At 61.0% G+C, this 19,334-nt stretch carries 17 protein-coding genes; 8 read left to right on the forward strand and 9 right to left on the reverse strand.

Annotated features, from left to right (window positions below; genetic code table 11):
* The first annotated feature begins 22 nt into the window (after nucleotides 1–22).
* Genes ACVDG9_RS19520 through ACVDG9_RS19530 form a run of 3 tightly spaced genes read left to right on the forward strand, consistent with a single transcriptional unit; the run spans nucleotide 23 to nucleotide 5,865 of the window.
* Entirely contained in the window at nucleotides 23–958 is a 936-nt protein-coding gene (locus tag ACVDG9_RS19520; RefSeq protein WP_022998137.1) for a DUF58 domain-containing protein, read from the forward strand.
* A gap of 3 nt (nucleotides 959–961) precedes the next feature.
* Entirely contained in the window at nucleotides 962–3,781 is a 2,820-nt protein-coding gene (locus ACVDG9_RS19525) for a DUF4159 domain-containing protein (RefSeq protein WP_447238751.1), read from the forward strand.
* An 8-nt stretch (nucleotides 3,782–3,789) separates the two neighbouring features.
* Nucleotides 3,790–5,865, forward strand: coding sequence for a hypothetical protein (locus ACVDG9_RS19530; protein ID WP_055655948.1), 2,076 nt, complete (start codon nucleotides 3,790–3,792; stop codon nucleotides 5,863–5,865).
* Nucleotides 5,866–6,100: 235 nt separating this feature from the next.
* Here ACVDG9_RS19530 and ACVDG9_RS19535 read toward each other — a convergent pair whose 3' ends face one another.
* Nucleotides 6,101–6,613, reverse strand: a complete 513-nt coding sequence (locus ACVDG9_RS19535) for a GNAT family N-acetyltransferase (protein ID WP_152505754.1) — start codon at nucleotides 6,611–6,613, stop codon at nucleotides 6,101–6,103.
* Between the two features lie 376 nt (nucleotides 6,614–6,989).
* Here ACVDG9_RS19535 and ACVDG9_RS19540 point away from each other — a divergent pair, with 376 nt between their 5' ends.
* Nucleotides 6,990–7,964, forward strand: coding sequence for a glutathione S-transferase family protein (locus tag ACVDG9_RS19540; protein ID WP_077292098.1), 975 nt, complete (start codon nucleotides 6,990–6,992; stop codon nucleotides 7,962–7,964).
* 77 nt (nucleotides 7,965–8,041) lie between these two features.
* Here ACVDG9_RS19540 and ACVDG9_RS19545 read toward each other — a convergent pair whose 3' ends face one another.
* A complete protein-coding gene (locus ACVDG9_RS19545; RefSeq protein WP_447238752.1) occupies nucleotides 8,042–8,494 on the reverse strand; it encodes an NUDIX domain-containing protein in 453 nt (150 codons plus the stop codon).
* A 565-nt stretch (nucleotides 8,495–9,059) separates the two neighbouring features.
* On the opposite strand from ACVDG9_RS19545, the gene ACVDG9_RS19550 reads away from it, so the two are divergent.
* Nucleotides 9,060–9,998, forward strand: coding sequence for a metallophosphoesterase family protein (locus ACVDG9_RS19550; protein WP_447238753.1), 939 nt, complete (start codon nucleotides 9,060–9,062; stop codon nucleotides 9,996–9,998).
* Between the two features lie 104 nt (nucleotides 9,999–10,102).
* On the opposite strand, the gene ACVDG9_RS19555 is transcribed toward ACVDG9_RS19550, so the two are convergent.
* The gene (locus ACVDG9_RS19555) at nucleotides 10,103–10,684 is read right to left on the reverse strand and encodes a hypothetical protein (RefSeq protein ID WP_023014621.1); all 582 of its coding nucleotides are present in this window, start codon (nucleotides 10,682–10,684) and stop codon (nucleotides 10,103–10,105) included.
* Between the two features lie 230 nt (nucleotides 10,685–10,914).
* Here ACVDG9_RS19555 and mtnA point away from each other — a divergent pair, with 230 nt between their 5' ends.
* Nucleotides 10,915–12,021 (forward strand): S-methyl-5-thioribose-1-phosphate isomerase, encoded by a 1,107-nt coding sequence (gene mtnA / locus ACVDG9_RS19560; protein WP_075284768.1) that lies wholly within the window; start codon nucleotides 10,915–10,917, stop codon nucleotides 12,019–12,021.
* A gap of 58 nt (nucleotides 12,022–12,079) precedes the next feature.
* On the opposite strand, the gene ACVDG9_RS19565 is transcribed toward mtnA, so the two are convergent.
* Entirely contained in the window at nucleotides 12,080–12,691 is a 612-nt protein-coding gene (locus ACVDG9_RS19565) for a GNAT family N-acetyltransferase (protein ID WP_367019874.1), read from the reverse strand.
* A 144-nt stretch (nucleotides 12,692–12,835) separates the two neighbouring features.
* Between ACVDG9_RS19565 and ACVDG9_RS19570 the strand changes: the two genes are divergently transcribed.
* Complete coding sequence (locus tag ACVDG9_RS19570; protein ID WP_022998149.1) at nucleotides 12,836–13,111, forward strand: hypothetical protein; 276 nt, start codon at nucleotides 12,836–12,838, stop codon at nucleotides 13,109–13,111.
* A 149-nt stretch (nucleotides 13,112–13,260) separates the two neighbouring features.
* Complete coding sequence (locus ACVDG9_RS19575; RefSeq protein WP_022998150.1) at nucleotides 13,261–13,536, forward strand: hypothetical protein; 276 nt, start codon at nucleotides 13,261–13,263, stop codon at nucleotides 13,534–13,536.
* A 67-nt stretch (nucleotides 13,537–13,603) separates the two neighbouring features.
* On the opposite strand, the gene flhA is transcribed toward ACVDG9_RS19575, so the two are convergent.
* From flhA to fliG, 5 genes are all read right to left on the reverse strand, one after another.
* Nucleotides 13,604–15,781 carry a flagellar biosynthesis protein FlhA gene (gene flhA / locus ACVDG9_RS19580; protein ID WP_022998151.1) on the reverse strand — a complete coding sequence of 726 codons (2,178 nt, stop codon included), beginning with the start codon at nucleotides 15,779–15,781 and terminating at the stop codon, nucleotides 13,604–13,606.
* 77 nt (nucleotides 15,782–15,858) lie between these two features.
* The gene (flbD, locus tag ACVDG9_RS19585; protein WP_055655957.1) at nucleotides 15,859–17,211 is read right to left on the reverse strand and encodes a sigma-54-dependent transcriptional regulator FlbD; all 1,353 of its coding nucleotides are present in this window, start codon (nucleotides 17,209–17,211) and stop codon (nucleotides 15,859–15,861) included.
* A gap of 12 nt (nucleotides 17,212–17,223) precedes the next feature.
* Nucleotides 17,224–17,559: a flagellar motor switch protein FliN gene (gene fliN, locus ACVDG9_RS19590; protein WP_022998153.1), complete on the reverse strand. Its 336-nt coding sequence runs from the start codon at nucleotides 17,557–17,559 to the stop codon at nucleotides 17,224–17,226.
* Nucleotides 17,556–18,248, reverse strand: a complete 693-nt coding sequence (locus tag ACVDG9_RS19595) for a FliH/SctL family protein (protein WP_208984228.1) — start codon at nucleotides 18,246–18,248, stop codon at nucleotides 17,556–17,558. The genes fliN and ACVDG9_RS19595 overlap by 4 nt, the downstream gene beginning before the upstream one ends.
* A 38-nt stretch (nucleotides 18,249–18,286) precedes the next feature.
* Entirely contained in the window at nucleotides 18,287–19,333 is a 1,047-nt protein-coding gene (fliG, locus tag ACVDG9_RS19600) for a flagellar motor switch protein FliG (protein WP_022998155.1), read from the reverse strand.
* Between the last annotated feature and the right edge of the window lies 1 nt (nucleotide 19,334).

Raw genomic sequence — 19,334 nt, forward strand, 5'->3', positions numbered from 1 at the left:
AACCAGCCAGGAAGCCGACCGCATGGATTCGAGCAGTACGCAGGGCAGCAACCAGACAGGCATTGATGCCGATACCTGGCCGAACGTCATCGGCGAGGCCCGGTCGGTCGCCGATGCCCTGCCGGATCTGCTGGTCGAGGCAAGCCATGTTGCCAGTTCCATCATCGCCGGCTGGCATGGCCGTCGGCGTGCGGGCCCGGGGGAAAGCTTCTGGCAGTTCCGCCCGTTCAACATGGGTGAACCGGCAAAGCGCATCGACTGGCGCCGTTCCGCACGCGATGATCATCTTTATGTTCGCGAACGCGAATGGGAGGCCGCGCACACGGTCTGGCTCTGGGCAGATCTTTCGCCCTCCATGGTCTTCCGCTCCCGCCTTGCAGGTGTCGCCAAGCGCGACCGCGCCATTGTGCTGATGCTTGCACTTGCCGACATGCTGGCTGAAACAGGCGAACGGATCGGACTGCCTGGCCTCACCAGAGCCTTTTCCGACCGGCGTGCCGCTGAACGCCTCGCCGATGCACTTACCCATCTTTCCAAACCGATCGCCTATCCGGACACCACTGCCGTGCAACGGTTTGCCGATGTGGTTCTGGTGTCCGATTTTCTGGACCCGATCGAGGAAGTCGCGGCATGGGTTGCCCGTGTTGCCAGCACTGGTGCGCGTGGTCACCTGGTTCAGGTCCTCGATCCGATCGAGGAAACCTTCCCGTTTGACGGCAGGGTCGAATTCACCGATCCGGAAAAGGGGTTTCGGCTGACCGCCGGACGCGCGGAAAAATGGCGCGAGGATTATCGCAACCGGCTGGAAGCCCACCGCGCGGAAATTCGTGACATCGCAAGGCGTGCAGGCTGGACATATGTCCTGCACCACACCGACCGTCCGGCGTCCGAACCTTTGCTCGTGCTTCACAGTGCCCTGTCCGGTGCGCTGGACGTACTGCCAAAAGGAGGCATCTGACCCGTGTTCGCAGGATTGCCTCTGACATTCACCGCCCCCTGGATCCTGACCGCGCTGGCATTGCTTCCGGTTATCTGGTGGCTGTTGCGCCTGACACCGCCGCGCCCACGCGAAATCCGGTTTCCGCCGACCCGGCTGCTGATCGGCATCGATCAGCATGAGGAAACACCGCAGCGCAGCCCCTGGTGGCTGACACTGCTCCGCCTGCTGATGGCAGCCATCCTCATCATTGCCCTGGCCGGACCGATCTGGCGCTCCAGCGAACCGCTTGAAACCGGCGAAGGTGTCCTTTGGGTTCTGGTTGACAACGGCTGGACATCCGCAAAGGGATGGACCGCGCAGGTCAATGCAGCCGAGCAGATCCTGAGCGAAGCAGAACAGAGCGGTCAGCCAATCCTGTTTGCAGCCTCCGCCGAAGGCCCCGGCCAGAGTTTCACACCGGAGGCAGCAACAACGGCTCTGGAAAAACTGCGCGCAATTGAACCGCGTCCCTATCCGCCGCAGCGCGCCGAACTCAGCATCGGCCTGCGCAAGGCAGCCCAGGAGACACCGCCCGGTGCCGTGATCTGGCTGTCGGACAACACCAGCACCAAAGGTTCGTTTCTAACCGATCTCGCACAGATTTCCGGCACGGCTCCGATAACGGTCCTGACAGGTCTGGACACACCCATGGGATTGAAGGACCTCAACAACGACGCCGACGCCCTGTCGTTGACCGTTGTGCGCCACCCGGACCAGAGACTGGGCTCCGCAACACTTCAGGCTCTCGATCTGAAGGGCCTTGTCCTTGGCGAAGTGCAAGCGAATTTTGACGCTGGCGCGACCGAAACACAGGCGCGCTTCGAACTGCCAAGCGAGTTGCGCAACGACATTGCCCGGGTCGAAGTCACCGGTGAAGCCGCCGCGGGCGCCGTCCAACTGGTGGATGACAGCTGGCGCCGACGCACGGTTGGTCTGATTTCAGGCCAGTCGGGCGATCTGGATCAGCCGCTGCTGTCACCCCTTTATTATCTGGAGCGCGCCCTTGCGCCCTTCTCGGACATACGCCGCCCGCGCGATGCGGATATTGCCGACGCTGTACCTTCGCTGATCGAGCAGGGCATTTCCGTGCTGGTTCTGGCCGACGTCGGCCGGTTGCCTGAATCGACGACCGAGACGCTTCGCGACTGGATTGAAAACGGCGGCACGCTTGTCCGCTTCGCCGGCCCGCGGACCGCGGGTGGCAGTGACGATCTCATTCCCGTGCGTTTGCGCGCAGGTGACCGGTCCCTTGGTGGTTCACTCAGCTGGAAACAGCCACAACATCTGGCAGACTTTCCGGAAGGATCGCCCTTCGCGGGTTTGCGGGTCCCACAGGAAGTTACTGTGACCCGGCAGGTACTGGCCGAGCCGACATCGGATCTGCCTGAACGCACCTGGGCCATGCTCGAAGACGGCACTCCCCTCGTGACGGCGGCTCCCATCGGCGCGGGGTCGATGGTGCTGTTCCACGTCACAGCGGATTCCTCCTGGTCGAACCTGCCGCTGTCTGGCGTCTTCCTGAACATGCTGCGGCGGATCCTGTCGGTCTCGAACGTGGCCGCCGCCTCTGAAACCGCCGAAGATGGCACGCCGGCAACGAGCGTGTTGCCGCCCTTGCGCCTGCTGGACGGTTATGGCCGTTTCGGCCCGCCGCCGGTAGAAGTCACGCCTGTGAACGCGTCCGTTTTCCGGGATGCGGAAGCTAGCCGCAGAACACCTCCCGGTCTTTACGGCACGGAAGACGGCTTCCGCGCGCTCAATCTGATGCAGCGGGACGATGAGCTCCTGCCGCTCGACCTCTCGGCGCTGGGCGACCGAACCGTGCAAACTGCCTACCCGACCTCCGATCCCTTTGATCTGCGAGCCCTGTTCTTCACGCTGGCTTTCCTGCTGATGATCCTCGATACGATTGCCGTCTTCCTGCTGGCCGGTGGCCTGAGCCGTCTCGGCTTGCGCAGCCGCACCGCCGCCACGGCTCTTGTTCTGGCTTTCGGTGCGGGCCTCCTGGCCTCTGCCGGCATTGATCAAGCCAAGGCGCAATCAAGCTCGGATGATCTTCTGGCCTTGGAATCGACCCTGGAAACCCGCCTGGCCTACGTGCTGACGGGCAATCCGGAGATTGACGATGCCAGCTCAGCGGGGCTTTCGGGACTGACCCAATTCCTGTCGGAACGCACTGCGCTTGAACCTGGGGCACCGATTGCCATCGACATCGAACGCGACGAACTTGCGTTCTATTCCCTGCTCTACTGGCCAATCGATGCGGCTGCCGACAAACCGAACGATCAGACAATTGCCCGCATAGACACTTTCATGCGCAACGGCGGAACGATCCTCTTCGACACGCGCGATCACATCAATGCCTCGGCCAATGGCTTCGCCTCGACGCCGGCAACGCTGAAGCTGCGTGAAATCCTGGAAGACCTGGACGTTCCCCCGCTTGAGCCGGTGCCGCCCGATCACGTTTTGACGAAGGCTTTCTACCTGCTGGATTCGTTCCCGGGACGGTATGCGACCAGCCCGCTCTGGGTGGAGAGCCTGGAAGAAGTTGCCGCCAGGGGCGACCGGCCGGTGCGGGCGGGTGACGGCGTGTCACCGATCCTCATTACCGGCAACGATTTTGCCGCTGCCTGGGCAATCACCGAGGCAGGTGAGTTCATGTATCCGACGGTGCCCAACAATCCCATGCAGCGGGACTACGCGTTCCGTTCCGGGGTCAACATCGTCATGTACAGCCTGACCGGCAACTACAAGGCCGATCAGGTGCACATTCCCGCTCTGCTTGAGCGTTTGGGACAATAGGAGACTAGATGGTCTGGTCACTCGCCTTCGATCCCCTCGTTCCGCTCTGGGCCCTTGTGGCAGGCGGCGTTATCGCTGTTCTTCTCACCGCCTTTTCCGGCTTTCTGAATTTGCGTGGCTGGTTGCTGCGCACCCTGACAATGGCCTTGCTGTTGCTGGCGCTGGCCAATCCCGCTGTTGAGCGGGAAGACAGGGAACCGCTCTCAAGCGTCGTTGCTCTTGTCGTCGACAAGAGCCAGAGCCAACGCCTCTCCGATCGCCAGTCGACAACAGATGAGGCCGTGGAAGAACTGACCCGCCGCATCGGTGCCCTTGATGGGTTTGACCTGCGCGTTCTGGAAGCGCGAAACTCCGGTTCGGGCGATGGCACCGAGGCGTTCCAGACCCTGGCAAACGGCCTTGCAGACGTTCCGCCGGATCGGGTTGGTGGTGCGATCATCGTGACCGACGGGCAGATCCACGACATCCCCGGCAACGCAGGCGCCCTGGGGTTCGACGCCCCGGTTCATGGCCTTATCACCGGTACGGTGGATGAACGGGACCGGCGCATCGTACTCGACAAGGCCCCACGGTTCGGCCTGGTTGATTCAGAGCAGATCGTCAGCCTGACTGTCGTCGACCAGGGCCGTGGCACGGGACCTGGCGACCAGGTGCGCCTGACTGTCAAACGCGATGGCGATGTCGTCACCGAACGCACGGCCCGGACAGGCGAGAAGATCGACATTCCGGTTGAGATCGCCCATGGCGGCAACAATATCTTCGAATTCGACGCCGAGCCGCTGACCGACGAACTCACGACGCTCAACAACCGGGCCGTTGTGACCATCGACGGCATCCGCGAGAATCTGCGTGTGTTGCTTGTTTCCGGGTCACCGCATGCCGGTGAACGCACCTGGCGCAACCTTCTGAAGTCCGATGCCTCGGTGGATCTGGTTCACTTCACCATCTTGCGCCCGCCGGAAAAACAGGACGGAACGCCAATCAACCAGCTTTCGCTGATCGCTTTCCCGACCCGGGAACTCTTCTCGGTGAAGATTGACGAATTCGACCTGATCATCTTCGACCGCTACGTGCGCCGCGGCGTTCTGCCGATGCTGTATTTCGACAATATCGCCCGCTATGTGCGCGATGGCGGTGCAATGCTGCTGGCCGGCGGTCCTGATTACGCCGAAGGTGGCAGCCTTTATCGCACACCACTGGCGCCGATCCTTCCGGCCCGTCCGACCGGCACCATTCTCGAACAACCCTACCACGCCACCCTCGCCGATCTTGGCAAGCGCCACCCGGTCACCCGTGGGCTGCCCGGATCCGAACAGGACCCGCCCGCATGGAGCCGCTGGTTCCGCGTGGTCGACACCGAGCTCGACGCCGGCCAGACGCTGATGTCCGGACCGAGCGACACGCCGCTGCTGGTTCTCAACCGCGAAGGCGAAGGCCGAGTGGCCATGCTGCTGTCCGATCACGTCTGGCTCTGGGCACGTGGTTATGAAGGCGGTGGTCCGCATGTTCCGCTACTGCGCCGTCTGGCCCACTGGCTGATGAAGGAGCCGGATCTGGAAGAAGAAGCGCTGAATGTATCCATGCGCGGACCGGAACTGGTCATCGAACGCCAGACCCTGGGCGAGACCGTCGGGGAAGTCACGGTCGTCTCGCCGACAGGCGACCGATCGCAGATCGTTCTGACCGAACAGGAACCAGGCCTGTGGCGTGGCGGCATGCCTGCCGGCGAAACCGGGTTGTTCTCGGTCACCGAAGGCGACATGAGCGCGCTGATCCACGTTGGGCCCCAGAACCCGCGTGAATATACCGACGTTCTGTCCACCACCGAGCCATTGGCCCCGCTCAGCGAAGCGACGGGTGGAGCGTCTGAGCGCTTGCGGGATGTGGGCGGAGACCTGACCGTCCCGCGCATTGTTTCAATGCGTCCGTCAGCGAGCTATGCCGGTAATGGCTGGCTGGGGCTGAAGGCCACTGAGGCGAGCGTCCTCAACGGCATCGACCGCTATCCGCTGATGATCGGATTGCTTGGTCTTGCACTCCTGCTGGGTGCCCTGTCCCTGACCTGGTATCGCGAAGGGCGGTAGCTTGTGTGCCGACCACCCTCGCGGCGGTCGGCAATCCGCTTGAGCTAAGTACGAACCGATCTGTTGTGTTTGGGGCCCATCCTTCGAGACGGCCTGAAGGCCTCCTCAGGATGAGGAAGAGAATATTGATAGGCCGGTAGCTTCCCCTCGACCTCATCCTGAGGAAGGCCGAAGGCCTGTCTCGAAGGATGGGCCACACCCACCGTCAACCCGCCCCGTGTCACGAGAAACAACCTCAGGAAGCGACCGCGGCAGAGGCTCCGCCGTGCACCATTCCGCTCGGAATGTCGCCGTCGTTCAGGAGTGCCACCAGCAGCCGCGCCGGGTCGACGGGCCCGGGCAGCGTAATGCGTCCAAACGGAACCTGCTGAAAGCCGAAGGGGCTGTAGTAAGGCGCATCGCCGACCAGCAGCACGACCTTGTCTCCGGCCGCAGCCGCCGCTTCCATCGCCGTACGCATTAGCGCCTTGCCGAGACCCCGGTTCTTGAAGTCGGGTGATACGGTCAACGGACCGAGCAGCAGGGCATCACTCTCGCCAATCCTGATCGGTGTCAGTCTGATTGACCCTGCCACCTGCTCACCCGCCAGGCCGACGAAAGAAACATCCGGACGGTGCGGCACGCCTTCGCGGATCCGGAAAGCGGTTCGCGCGAACCGGCCGGGGCCGAAAGCTTCGGCCTGCAGATCGTCAATTGCGGAAGTGTCGGTCGCGTCTTCGGGCCGGATGACCCATGTGGTCTGTTTCATTTGGCTGGTTCCAGCAAGCATGCAGTCTTTGGAGAAATGCGCGCCTGCCAGTGCCTGGATAAAACGTAAGGAAGATCCAGGATCAGGTCAGCCGCGACGGTGCGGACGAGAGTTATCTCGTCGGCTGGTTCGTCGTCGAAGCGTAAGACCTGCGGTCATTTATCCCAGTCTCGTTGCGATATCAGCGTGTTCGAAAGCCGATATTTCCAGAAAGAGGAGAAGCGGTTACCACGCAATGGCTGCTTCGGTCCAGCCTTTTTTGTCCCTTCTCAACGGTCCGCTGATTGTTCACCGAGCCGGAACAGAGCATTCAATTGATTGATTTTCCGCCTGTGTGCACAACCTAACCAGACGAAGCACAACAAGGGAGCGCATCATGGGACTGCTGGTCGACGGCGTCTGGAAAGACAAATGGTACGACACGAAATCCACCGGTGGACGCTTCGTCCGCAAGGACGCGGCATTTCGGAACTGGATCACGGCGGACGGGACTGCCGGCCCCACGGGCAACGGCGGCTTCAAGGCTGAAGCGGATCGCTATCATCTGTTCGTTTCCTATGCCTGCCCCTGGGCGCATCGCACGCTGGTATTCCGAAAGCTCAAGAAACTGGAAGACCTGATTTCCGTCTCCGCCGTACAGCCGCTCATGCTGGAGAACGGCTGGGAGTTTCCGGAGATAGATCCGCTGACGGGCGCGAAATACGCCTGGCACGTCTACACCAAGGCCGACCCGCACTACAGCGGCCGTGCGACCGTGCCGATCCTCTGGGACAAGCACCAGAACACGATCGTGAGCAACGAGTCCTCCGAGATCATCCGGATGTTCAACTCGGCGTTCAACGACCTGACCGGCTCGCACCTTGATTTCTATCCGACTGCCTTGCGCACCGAAATCGACAGTATCAACGAGCGCGTCTATCACGCCGTCAACAACGGTGTTTACAAGTCCGGTTTCGCGACCACACAGGAAGCCTATGAAGAAGCCGTCACGGAGCTGTTCAAGGCACTGGACGAGCTGGAAGATCGCCTGTCCCGTCAGCGCTATCTGGTCGGAGACCAGCTGACGGAAGCCGACTGGCGACTGTTCACGACGCTGGTGCGCTTCGACGCGGTCTATGTCGGGCATTTCAAATGCAATATCCGCAGGATCGACGACTATCCGAACCTGTCGAACTACCTGCGGGAGCTTTATCAGGTCCCGGGTGTTGCAGACACGGTCGACATGACAACGATCAAGCAGCACTACTACGGCTCACATGAGAGTGTGAATCCGACCAGGATCGTCCCTGTCGGGCCAGCGCTGGATTTCACTCGCCCTCACGACCGCGAGCGATTCAAGGCAGCTGCCTGATCAGGTAGGAAACTTCCAGGTGAGCCGGCTCCGGCTTACCTCGGAAGACGACATGACAGACCTGGTGGTGGCAGGCCTCACCACTTGCCGCTTTCCGGTTCGCGGCCGTAGCGAAACTCGTCAAGCCGCCGGGCTGTGGACCGCGTAAGCCCCTCCGGCAAAGCCTCCAGCTCAAAGAATGCCGCTTCCTCGATTTCCGCATTGGGCTGAAGGAAGGTGTCGGCCTGTCTCCACTCGGGCATGTGATAAAGCCCGACATGATCCCGGCCTGTCGCTTCTTGGTTCAGGAAGATATTGAGAAGCTGCGGGCGGCTGACCGAGACGACACCTGCTTCTTCCAGAACCTCCCGGCAGGCAGCCTCTTCCATCGTCTCGCCCTTGTCCACGCCCCCACCCGGCAGATACCAGCCCGTGACATAACTGTGCCGCACCAGAAGGACCCGGCTGTCCCGGTCTTCAACGATCACGCGCACCCCAAGCGTGAACGGGTTTCGGACAAGTCCAATTCCCTGGATCAGGCGTGTGGTCACCGACGTCGGCAAGACTGATAATATCTTCAACATTTTCAGGACGTTACCGGATCCAGAGGGGAAATAAAACTTTTTTAACCCATGCAATCCCCGCAGGGCTGACCCGTGAGAATAACGCTCCTCCTTTGTGCACCGCATGCATATATATCGGGCAAGTTGATGAATTCGAGGGCAGCCCTTCTGACAGCCCGAACCTGAAGGAAAAATAAAATGTTGAACGCTCTGTTTGGAAAACGCCGCCGCAACCGCAACAATTACCAGTGGAAGCCGGCTATCGACCTGACCAACCCGCGCATCGTCGCAACCCTGACCACTTTCCCGACCAACTAAGGTCGGTCGAAGGAACCTGTACGGAGAAGACCCATGTTCGGATTCGTGAATGTTGTTGGCGCGACGCTGCGCGAAACCACGCGCTCCGCAGACAATAACACCGAGAAAGCGCCGAAAGCCGCAAAGGCAGTCAAACCGGTCAAGTAACCGGTTTCCCGGCAGTTCCTGAACTCACTTGAAAGCGCCGCGTCATTTCCCCTTGACGCGGAGCTTTTCGTTTTGAAGATGCGCGACCATGTCCACATTCACGCTCGCTCATCTTTCCGACCCTCATCTCGGCCCGCTTCCAGACCCCAAGCTGCTGCAGCTTTTTTCCAAGCGGATCCTTGGTTACCTCAACTGGCGCCGCAACCGGTCGAGGATCATGGGTGGCAGTTATCTCGAACAACTCGTCGATGACATGCAGGCGCAGGCGCCCGACCATATTGCCGTCACCGGCGACCTGGTGAATATCGCGCTGCCCCTGGAAATATCCGGTGCGCGGACCTGGCTTGAAGATATCGGCCCGCCGGAGGATGTCTCCGTCGTTCCGGGCAACCACGACGCCTATGTGCCTGGAGCCGTGCGCAGGGCTCGTGCGGCATGGTGGCCGTACATGCGCGGCGATGGCGCAGGCAATGTGCCGTCAAACGGCACCAACTCGGAAGCAACCTTTCCCTATGTGCGCAAGCGGGACGGCATCGCCCTTGTCGGCGTGACGACCGGTCGTGCCAGCGGCCCCTGGTTCGCTACGGGCCGTGTCGGCAGCAAGCAGAGCAAGCGTCTGCGGGCAATTCTTGACGACCTTGGCCGGGATGGCTTCTTCCGCGTGGTGATGCTGCATCACCCGCCGTTCCCCCATGCCACCCGTTGGCACAAGCGCCTGTCGGACGCCTCCAGGGTGCGCGCCGTCGTCAAGAGAGCCGGTGCCGAGCTGATCCTGCACGGCCACACCCATGTCGACAGTTTCGAGCATATCGAGGGACCGGACGGGCTCGTCCCGGTGGTTGGTGTGCCATCTGCCACAAGCGCGCCTGGCGGCAAGAAACCGGCGGCGCGCTACAACCTGTTCCGGATCGAAAAGACAAACGAGGGCTGGTCCTGCCAAATGGAAGAGCACGGCTTTGCCGCGCCAGACGAGCCGGTGAAGCTGCTCGCGGAACGAGAAGTCGCCATTCCGGGCGGCAGGACCTGAGGCCCTACCTGCAGGCCTGACGAGTTGCCCAGAAAGGCACTCACAGGTTTGCGGTAAGCAGGATCGAGACTTGAGAGTGCTGGACGTCTTTCACAAAAAGCGCCTTAGAGCGGATTGGCGAACCAGGCAAAGACGATGAGGCCGATGACGCCCGCCGCAAGACCGATCCCGAAGGCACCTGCGACCGCCATCCACGGTGTACGGCTTTCCTTGACACGCACGACCTTGCTGTCGAGTGCGACCTGCCGCAACCGGTTGTTGAGCCAGTCGCCTTCCAGCGCCTTTTCCCTCTCCAGCACGCGTTCGGCAATGTATTCGGTCAGGCAGTCTGCCATGTCATCGATATTGGCCGTTTCCAGAATGACCACCCGGCCGAGGCGCGTGTCCTTCAGGAACCGATAGGTGCGCCTGTCACCACCAACGGCCACGTGGCTGGTCGCATCGATCCAAAGCCGAGGCGTGGACCCGGAGATGATCTGAAGGGAAAACTGGTCGTCGTCTTCCGGGATTTCCCTGAAAACGTCCTTGAGTTCGTCTGCAAGCATGTCCAGCCGGGCACGCTCGGTCTCCTGAAGCTCAACAACCACGTCCGAACGTTCGACTTCGCCAAGCTGAACCTTCCGGATCGCATCGCGCAAGGACCGCATGCGCGTATGTGGGACAACGTTATCCTGCATTTCAGACATGGGGTACACGTGACTCCGTTGTACTGCCGTTGGTGAATCAAGTCTTAACTGACTCTATCCCGAGTGAAACAGCCGCATGGCCTCCACCTGCGAGCTATCCACTGGCAATGATCCAAACATGGTTAACGGAGATTAAGGTATTTTTGACAGTCACGCCAGTAACGCGCGACTGGCCTGAAGCCTGTTCATGGGTTATGCAAAAAACATATTGCGATTGCGGAGTTTCGCTCATGAACGTGGACGGCAAGAAATATCGCACGATCTGGCTGGCGGAAGATGGCGGCTCGGTCGAGATCATCGATCAGACAAGATTTCCGCACACGTTCGAGACCATCCGACTGCATACAATGGAAGACGCCGCCCATGCGATCCGGTTCATGCAGGTGCGCGGCGCGCCTCTGATTGGTGCAACAGCCGCCTACGGCGTCGCGCTGGCCATGCGGACTGACGCCTCAGACGACAATCTCCATGCTGCCTGCTCGTCCCTGCTGGAAACCCGGCCGACAGCGGTCAACCTGCAATGGGCCCTCGACAAGGCGCGTCGGACACTGGTCCGGCTGGCACCTGAAATCCGCGAGGAAGCCGCCTTCAAGCTGGCCAATGACATCTGCGACGAGGACATCGCCATCAACATGGCCATCGGCATGCACGGGATGGAGCTGATTGCCGCGATCTCGCGGCTGAAACGCGCCGGTGAGCCGGTCAACATCCTCACCCATTGCAATGCCGGCTGGCTGGCCACCGTCGACTGGGGCACCGCGACAGCACCAATCTACATGTCCCATGACGGCGGCATTCCCGTTCATGTCTGGGTCGACGAAACCCGACCGCGCAATCAGGGGGCTTTTCTGACCGCCTGGGAGCTCGGTCAGCATGGTGTGCCGCACACGGTGATTGTCGACAATGCCGGCGGACACCTGATGCAGCATGGCGAGGTCGATATCGTCATCACCGGAACGGACCGCACCACGGCCACCGGTGATGTCTGCAATAAGATCGGTACTTATCTGAAGGCACTGGCTGCAAAGGACAACAGTGTGCCCTTCTACGTCGCGCTGCCGTCACCGACCATCGACTTTTCCCTGTCGGACGGTATCCGGCAGATCCCGATCGAGGAACGCGGCGGCGAAGAAGTCAGCCGCATCACCGGCCGCACCAGCGCCGGCGAGATCGAGACGGTGGACATCGTTGCGGACGGATCACCTGTCGGAAATCCGGCCTTCGATGTCACCCCTGCCCGTCTCGTGACCGGCCTCATCACCGAGCGCGGCGTGCTGGAGGCAAACCGCAAAGCCATTGCAGATGCCTTTCCGGAGCGGGTTCGGGCAAGTGCCTAGACGGGCGCGCTTGCGAGCGGGCAGCCCCATTCCTTCGAGACCCCGCTGAAGCGCGTCCTCACTCGATTACGGGCACATGCGGGGCGCGCTCGCGGCCGAGAAGCCCCTGCAGACGCGGGTCTTCGGCAACTTCGATAGCGCGCTTGTAGGGTTTGAAACCGCAGGCCTGGTAAAAGATCAGCGCCTGCGGGCTGTCGCCGGTGCAGGTGTGCACCCAGAGCCGTTTCGTTTCCGGGCGTGACCAGACGATGTCCAGCGCCTGGGCCATCAGCCAGCGGCCAAGCCCGCCACCGATCGCACCGGGGACCAGGCCGAAATAGGAAAGTTCGGGCTCTTCCGGGTTTGCAAAATCCAGCTCCAGCGTACCGACCGGCTTGCCATCGATGATCGGCAGGTAGTTCTCGCGGGCAGGCTCGGCGAGCAAGTGTTCCAGTGTCTTGTCGTCATGAACCAGCCGGCCGAACCAGATCCAGTCTTCACCGACCTCCCGAAAAAGCTTTCGATAGCTGTCGAGATCCGGCGTCTGCCACCGCTGCAATGTCACATCGCTGCGTGATGGCGCAAGAGGCTGTTCAGGTGCCTGAAGCATTTCCAGGAACGTGACCACGAAGGCAACCTTGCCCTCCGGAATATCCGTGTAGCCATCGAGGTTAAGCGCTTGCGTCGACATGAAAACTCCAGAATCTCACGTATTTTTCCGGGCTTAACAGCTGGAACGTTCGTCGCCAAGCCGCCCTGTGCACATTGCGCTGATTTAAGGGCTTGTTAACCATCTTCGCACACAGTCTGTTCAGATCTCCAGGAAGGAGCTGCCATGGCAAAGGTCGGAAACTACGTCCAGCGGGACTACCACAAAACTTTCAGCACGAAGCGGAAGTCGACTTGGTCTGACTACAACAAGGCCTGGAACGGGCGCCGTCAGGCGTCGTCGCAGAAAATGCAGCAGCTTCGGAACCTGGCATCCACCTTCGCGACCATCAATACGCAGGCAGCTCAGACGAACACGCTGTTTGTCATGCAGAACCAAGGCCGGCTGGGTGGTTATGCGAACCAGACCGCCGCGATGGCCCGCATCAACGTGCTCGTCTAGATTTTCCTGGATAAACCGCCGGGCAAAGGCCCGGGAAGATGATATTTTCTCGAAAAAAGTTACGTAGCGTTTTCTGCAGAAACGCGCGTTAAGAGCTTGTTCATTCCTTCGGGAGCTATGCTGTTTCAGTCTTTTGAAAAGGCAATCGCATGGCTAAGGTCGGCAACTACTTCCAACGAGATTATTCCAAACGTTTCAGCTCCAGTCGCAAGGTGTCCCTGGCCGACTACAACAAGGCCTGGACAAAGCGGCGCCAGACAGCCGCAAAGCGTATCGACCAGCTGAACAACCTCGCTTACGTGATGCAATCGATCAACACGCAGGCCTCTCAGGCCAATTCGCTGTTTGTCCTGCAGAACCAGGGCCGGCTGGGCACATACGCCAGTCAGACCGCCGCCATGGCCAGGATTAACGTGGTCGTCTAGCACACCGGGCATGACATCAGCGGGCGTTCAACAGAGCCTTGTTGAACGCACTGATGATTGCCCCGCCTCAGATCGAACCGATTGTCTTGAGCTTGATCCGCGGGTGAACTTCAGCCTGGCTCATGATCGTCGTATGGGCACGGAAACGCTCGACGATGGAGCGAACGAACGGCCTGGTCTGCGGGGATGTCAGCAACACGGGAACCTCGCCCTGCTGCGCAGCCTGCTCAAACGCATCGCGGACCCTGCCGACGAATTCCTGCAGCTTGCTGGGTTGCATCGCAAGCTGGCGGTCGTCCCCCTCGCCGATGATGGATTCCAGGAAAGCCTGCTCCCATTGCGGCGATAGCGCGATGAGCGGCAGATAGCCGCCGGGCGCCAGATTGGCGGCGCAGATCTGCCTGCCAAGACGGGTGCGCACGTGCTCGGCAATGGTGTCCGTGTTGCGGGTCATGCCGGTTGCTTCGGACACGCCTTCCAGAATGGTTCCGAGGTCGCGAACCGAAATCCGCTCGCCCAGGAGGGTTTGCAGCACACGCTGGACACCAGACACGGTGATTTGTGACGGGATCAGGTCCTCGACCAGCTTGGCCTGCTCGCCCTTCAGCTCCTTGAGCAGCTTCTGCACGTCGCCATAGGTCAGGAGTTCGCTGATGTTCGCCTTGATCGTCTCGGTCAGATGCGTGGACAGAACGGTTGCCGGATCCACCACGGTGTAGCCACGCAGGGAAGCATCCTCGCGGTACTGGGCCTCCACCCAGGTTGCCGGCAAGCCGAACGTCGGTTCCGTGGTGTGCGTGCCCGGCAGTTTGACCTGCCCACCTGCGGGATCCATGACCATGAAGTGGTTCGGGTAAAGCACGCCGCGGCCGGCTTCGACTTCCTTCACCTTGATGACGTAATCGTTCGCGCCAAGCTGAATGTTGTCGAGGATGCGCACCGGCGGCATGATCACGCCCATGTCGCCCGCGATCTGGCGGCGCAATGCCTTGATCTGCTCGGTCAGAACATCGTTGTCGCCCGTTGCCTTGCCATTGATCAGCGGCAACAGAGCATAGCCGAGCTCGATCCGCAGTTCGTCCATCTTCAGGGCGTCGGTAATCGGCGGCTCTGGCGGCGGCTTCGGCGCAGCTTCCACGGCCTTGACCATCTCGGCCTTTGCCGCGGCCTTCTTCTTCTTCGACCCGACGGAAAAGGCCAGGTAACCGGCAAGACCTGCAAGACCGAAGAACGGGACCATGGGCATCCCCGGAAGCAGCGCCAGGATCACCATAACCGCGGCCGACATGCCGAGTGCCTTCGGATAGCCGGTGAACTGGCTGGTCAGCGCCTTGTCGGCAGCGCCATGCACACCTGCCTTGGAAACAAGTAGGCCGGCCGCCGTGGAAACGATCAGTGCCGGGATCTGGGAGACAAGGCCATCGCCGATGGTCAGCAGCGTGTAGTTGTTGGCGGCCTCGGTAAAGGTCAGCTCCATCTGTGCAACACCGATGAAGATGCCGCCGAGAATGTTGATGAAGGTGATCAGAAGGCCGGCAATCGCGTCGCCCCGCACGAATTTGGACGCACCGTCCATGGCCCCGAAGAAGGCACTTTCGTCTTCGAGCGCCTTGCGGCGAGACTTGGCTTCGGCTTCGTCGATGAGGCCTGCGGACAGATCCGCATCGATCGCCATCTGCTTGCCCGGCATGGCATCCAGGGTAAAGCGTGCCGCGACTTCCGCGATACGGCCGGAACCCTTGGTGATGACGACGAAGTTCACGATCACCAGGATCGCGAAGACGATGATCCCGATGACGAAGTTCCCGCCCATGACGAGATTGCCGAAGGACTGAATGACGTTGCCCGCCGCCGCAGTGCCTTCATGCCCGTTTGCCAGGATAAGCCGGGTGGAGGAAATATTGAGACCCAGCCGCAGCATGGTCGCAATCAGCAGCACTGTCGGGAAGGACGAGAATTCCAGCGGCCGCTGGATGAACAGGCCCGTCATAAGGATCATGACGGAAAAGATGATCGAGACCGCCAGGAACGTATCCAGCATCATCGGCGGCATCGGCAGGATCAGGAGCGTCAGGATGACGAGAATGCCGGTCGCCAGACCGACGTCACCCCGGCGAAGGGTATCTACAATCTCCTGAAGGACGGGGAAACCTGCAAGACCGGTGGCCGCGGCGGGCGCAGCCGTCTGCTGCTCCGCTGCGGGGCCTTCCGGTCTGCGCTGTTCGCCTGCTGCCGTGTCCGACATTTGTGGTCTGGTTTCCTGTAACCGCCGCCCGGGTCAATCAACGGGCGTGGCCTTCGTTATGATTCCTGCCGGTGCGATCAGGCCCGGGCTTCGCCCGGTCCCGGAACGCTTATTCCTTCATCGGTATATTGATTCAGCTTGTTGCGCAGCGTCCGGATTGAAATACCCAGAATTTTTGCAGCATGTGTCCGGTTGCCCAGGCAATGATCCAGCGTGTCGAGAATGAGATCACGCTCGACATCGGCAACCGTGCGTCCGACGAAGGATCGCGTCACGGCTTCGGCCGTCTGTGCAGCCCGCTCCGCAGCGCCCTTGGAGACGCTCAGCGGCGTGCCGTCCGGCATGCGGATCGCCTCGACGCCGATTTCACCTCCCGAAGCCAGCAGCACCGCGCGGTGCATGGTGTTTTCCAGTTCGCGCACGTTACCCGGCCACGGATTGGACATCAGCGCCTGACGGGCCTCGACGGACAGTGGCCGAACCGGCACACCATTGGCTTCCGAGTAGTGCTTGATGAAGAACAGGGCGAGTTCCATGATGTCCGCCGGCCGCTCGCGAAGAGCCGGCAGCTTCAGGTTCACAACATTGAGGCGGAACAGAAGATCTTCGCGGAAATGGCCCTGACGCACGCTTTCGGCAAGATCCCGGTTGGACGTTGCCAGGATGCGGATATTGACCGGAACCGGGCGTGTGCCGCCGACGCGGTCGATCACTCGTTCCTGGATGGCGCGCAGGAGCTTGGCCTGCAGGCGAACGTCCATTTCCGAAATTTCATCAAGCAGCAGCGTGCCGCCATCGGCTTCCTCGAACTTGCCGATCCGACGGGCAACGGCGCCGGTGAAGGCGCCCTTCTCGTGGCCGAAGAGTTCGGATTCCAGAAGATGTTCGGGAATGGCCGCGCAGTTGATCGAGATAAACGGCTTCGAGGCCCGGTTCGAGCATTTGTGCACATGGCGGGCAATGACTTCCTTACCCGTGCCGGATTCACCGGTGATCAGCACCGAGGCATCGGATGGCGCGACCTGTTCGGCAAGCTTGACCACCGATGCCATGGCATCGTCCCGGTAGATCAGGTCGCCGCGTTCCTGGGCAACAGCCGCCAGAACGGCTGCGATCAGCTCCGGATCGGGCGGCAGCGGGATATATTCCTTCGCGCCTGCCCGAATGGCAGACACAGCGGCCTGTGCATCCGTTTCAACGCCGCAGGCCACCACCGGCACATGCACGCGTTCGTTCTGGAGTTTCTGGATCAGCCCGGCAATGTCGAGATGAACCTCGACCATCAGGAGGTCCGCTCCGCGCCCGGACCGAAGCACCCTCAAGGCACCTTCGATATCATCTGCATGGGTGACCTGGGCCCCGCCCTGCATCGCGATCTTGGAAGCCGTCGTCAGCTGACCGCCGAGCGTTCCGACAATTAACAGCCGCATCCGTTACTTTCCCTATCGATCCGTCTTGATGATTTCAGTCATGGTCACGCCGAGCTTGTCTTCCACCAGGACGACTTCACCACGGGCGACCAGCCGGTCGTTCACGTAGATATCGATGGCTTCCCCCACCTTCCGGTCGAGTTCCAGAACCGTTCCGGATGCCAGTTTCAACAGATCCGAGACATGCATTCTGGAGTGCCCCAGAACGGCGGAAATGCGCACAGGAACGTCGAACACGGCCTCAAGGTCAGCCGCGGACTGCGGTACATGCATTTCGCCATCGTCGAGCCGGCGCTGCGGCGCCTCGAGCTCGTCGAGCGGGATATTGTGATCTTGCTCGTCGCTCATGCGTCAGTTTCCTTTTCCGCCGACGTGTCGGAGGTTTTGCCTCGTCTTTCCGCGCTGCGCCCTCGCAGGTAGGAACGAATGCTGGCATCGATTTCGGCCTCGATCGCCTTGCGGTCGCGTCTGATACCGCCGTCGGCCCACTCGATATGGCAATCGCCGCGGCCGATTTCCGGCTCGCCGAGGATGACCAGCCGTCCTTCGAAGCCCTTTTCGTGAATGATCGGATCCACCTGGGCCTTCAGCGCCTCGACATCCTTCTCGGCGATACGGATGACGAGATGCGGCGCCTTGCGCAGCGGTCCCAGGCATTCTGACACCAAAGCCACCGTCTCGGCCAGCGGCTGGCGTGCGATCAGATGGGCACACAGACGCCTGGCCACAAGAAAAGCGAGACTGATGGCATCTTTCTCGCGTTCCGCCACCTGCCCGTCCAGGGTCTCCAGCACGCGCGAAACCGCCCCGGCCAGATGATTGACTTCCGCCGTAAGCAAGGTCTCCTGCTTGGTCTGCAGGTCCTGAAGCGCCTTCACCCGGCCTTCCTCGAAAGCCTGGGCCCTTGCCTTCTTCAGCAATTCCTCATGCTGGGCGACCGGAATCATCGGTATCTCCGGCTCGACGGGAGCGACCTCTTCCGGCTCTTCAGGCTCGGAAAAGTCGACGTTGAACAGAAATTTCGATGGGTTGGTCATGCGTCCCATTCTGCTGTAAGTGCCTGCCGTTTGCCGCATCAGTAGATAATTTCATCCTCGCCCTTGGACTTGGAGATCATGATCTCGCCCTTGGCTGCCAGGTCCTTGGCCTTGTTCACCATGCCGGTCTGCGCTTCGTCCACGTCACGCAACCGCACGGGTCCGAGCGCATCCATGTCGTCCTGCAGAAGTTTTGCGGCACGCGACGACATGTTGCCGAAGAAGAATTCCCTTGCCGTATCCGTGGAGCCCTTGAGCGCAATGGCCAGGGCGTCCTTTTCGACGTGCCTGAGCAGTGTCTGTGCACTGGCTGCGTCCAGCTTCAACAGATCGTCGAAGGTAAACATCAGGGTCTTGATGCGGTCGGCAGCTTCGCGGTTGTCCTCTTCCAGGGCTGCCAGGAAGCGGGCTTCGGTCTGTCGATCGAAATTGTTGAAGATCTCCGCCATCATCTCGTGGCTGTCGCGCCGCGAGGTGTTGGTGAGGTTCGACATGAATTCCACGCGCAGCGTCTGCTCCACCTTCTCCAGAACTTCCTTCTGGACGGCATCCATGCGCAGCATGCGGCTGACCACTTCCAGCGCCAGCTCCTCCGGCAGAATGCCCAGCACCCGTGCCGCGTGGTCGGAATTGATCTTCGACAGCACCACCGCGACCGTCTGCGGATATTCGTTCTTCAGATAGTTGGCGAGAACGTTCTCCTGCACGTTGGAGAGCTTCTCCCACATGTTACGCCCGGCCGGACCGCGGATTTCCTCCATGATGATGGAGACCTTCTCGCCCGGCAGGAAGCTGGCCAGCAGCCGCTCGGTCGCATCGACGTTCCCTGTCAGCGATCCCTTGGAACTGACGCGGCGCACGAAATCCTTGAACAGGTTCTCCAGCATGTTCGGCGTGACCGGACCGAGGTTGGCCATCGCGGCCGAAACCTGGCGCACCTCGATCTCGTCAAGTTTTGCCCAGATCGGCGCGCCATGGGACTCACCAAGCGCGAGAAGCAGAACGGCTGCCCGTTCCGCTCCCTTCAGCTCGCGCTCTTCTTCGTCCGCGCTGACCTGCAGCTGTTTCTGGAGTTGATCGCTCACC

The organism is Roseibium sp. RP-7 (genome assembly GCF_053005225.1).

Excerpts from the sequence above, each read along its gene's own strand:
- ACVDG9_RS19520 (WP_022998137.1), top strand. The coding sequence starts at position 23 with ATGGATTCGAGCAGTACGCAGGGCAGCAACCAGACAGGCATTGATGCC.
- ACVDG9_RS19530 (WP_055655948.1), top strand. The coding sequence starts at position 3,790 with ATGGTCTGGTCACTCGCCTTCGATCCCCTCGTTCCGCTCTGGGCCCTT.
- ACVDG9_RS19535 (WP_152505754.1), bottom strand. The coding sequence starts at position 6,613 with ATGAAACAGACCACATGGGTCATCCGGCCCGAAGACGCGACCGACACT.
- ACVDG9_RS19540 (WP_077292098.1), top strand. The coding sequence starts at position 6,990 with ATGGGACTGCTGGTCGACGGCGTCTGGAAAGACAAATGGTACGACACG.
- ACVDG9_RS19550 (WP_447238753.1), top strand. The coding sequence starts at position 9,060 with ATGTCCACATTCACGCTCGCTCATCTTTCCGACCCTCATCTCGGCCCG.
- ACVDG9_RS19555 (WP_023014621.1), bottom strand. The coding sequence starts at position 10,684 with ATGTCTGAAATGCAGGATAACGTTGTCCCACATACGCGCATGCGGTCC.
- mtnA (WP_075284768.1), top strand. The coding sequence starts at position 10,915 with ATGAACGTGGACGGCAAGAAATATCGCACGATCTGGCTGGCGGAAGAT.
- ACVDG9_RS19565 (WP_367019874.1), bottom strand. The coding sequence starts at position 12,691 with ATGTCGACGCAAGCGCTTAACCTCGATGGCTACACGGATATTCCGGAG.
- ACVDG9_RS19570 (WP_022998149.1), top strand. The coding sequence starts at position 12,836 with ATGGCAAAGGTCGGAAACTACGTCCAGCGGGACTACCACAAAACTTTC.
- ACVDG9_RS19575 (WP_022998150.1), top strand. The coding sequence starts at position 13,261 with ATGGCTAAGGTCGGCAACTACTTCCAACGAGATTATTCCAAACGTTTC.
- flhA (WP_022998151.1), bottom strand. The coding sequence starts at position 15,781 with ATGTCGGACACGGCAGCAGGCGAACAGCGCAGACCGGAAGGCCCCGCA.
- flbD (WP_055655957.1), bottom strand. The coding sequence starts at position 17,211 with ATGCGGCTGTTAATTGTCGGAACGCTCGGCGGTCAGCTGACGACGGCT.
- fliN (WP_022998153.1), bottom strand. The coding sequence starts at position 17,559 with ATGAGCGACGAGCAAGATCACAATATCCCGCTCGACGAGCTCGAGGCG.
- ACVDG9_RS19595 (WP_208984228.1), bottom strand. The coding sequence starts at position 18,248 with ATGACCAACCCATCGAAATTTCTGTTCAACGTCGACTTTTCCGAGCCT.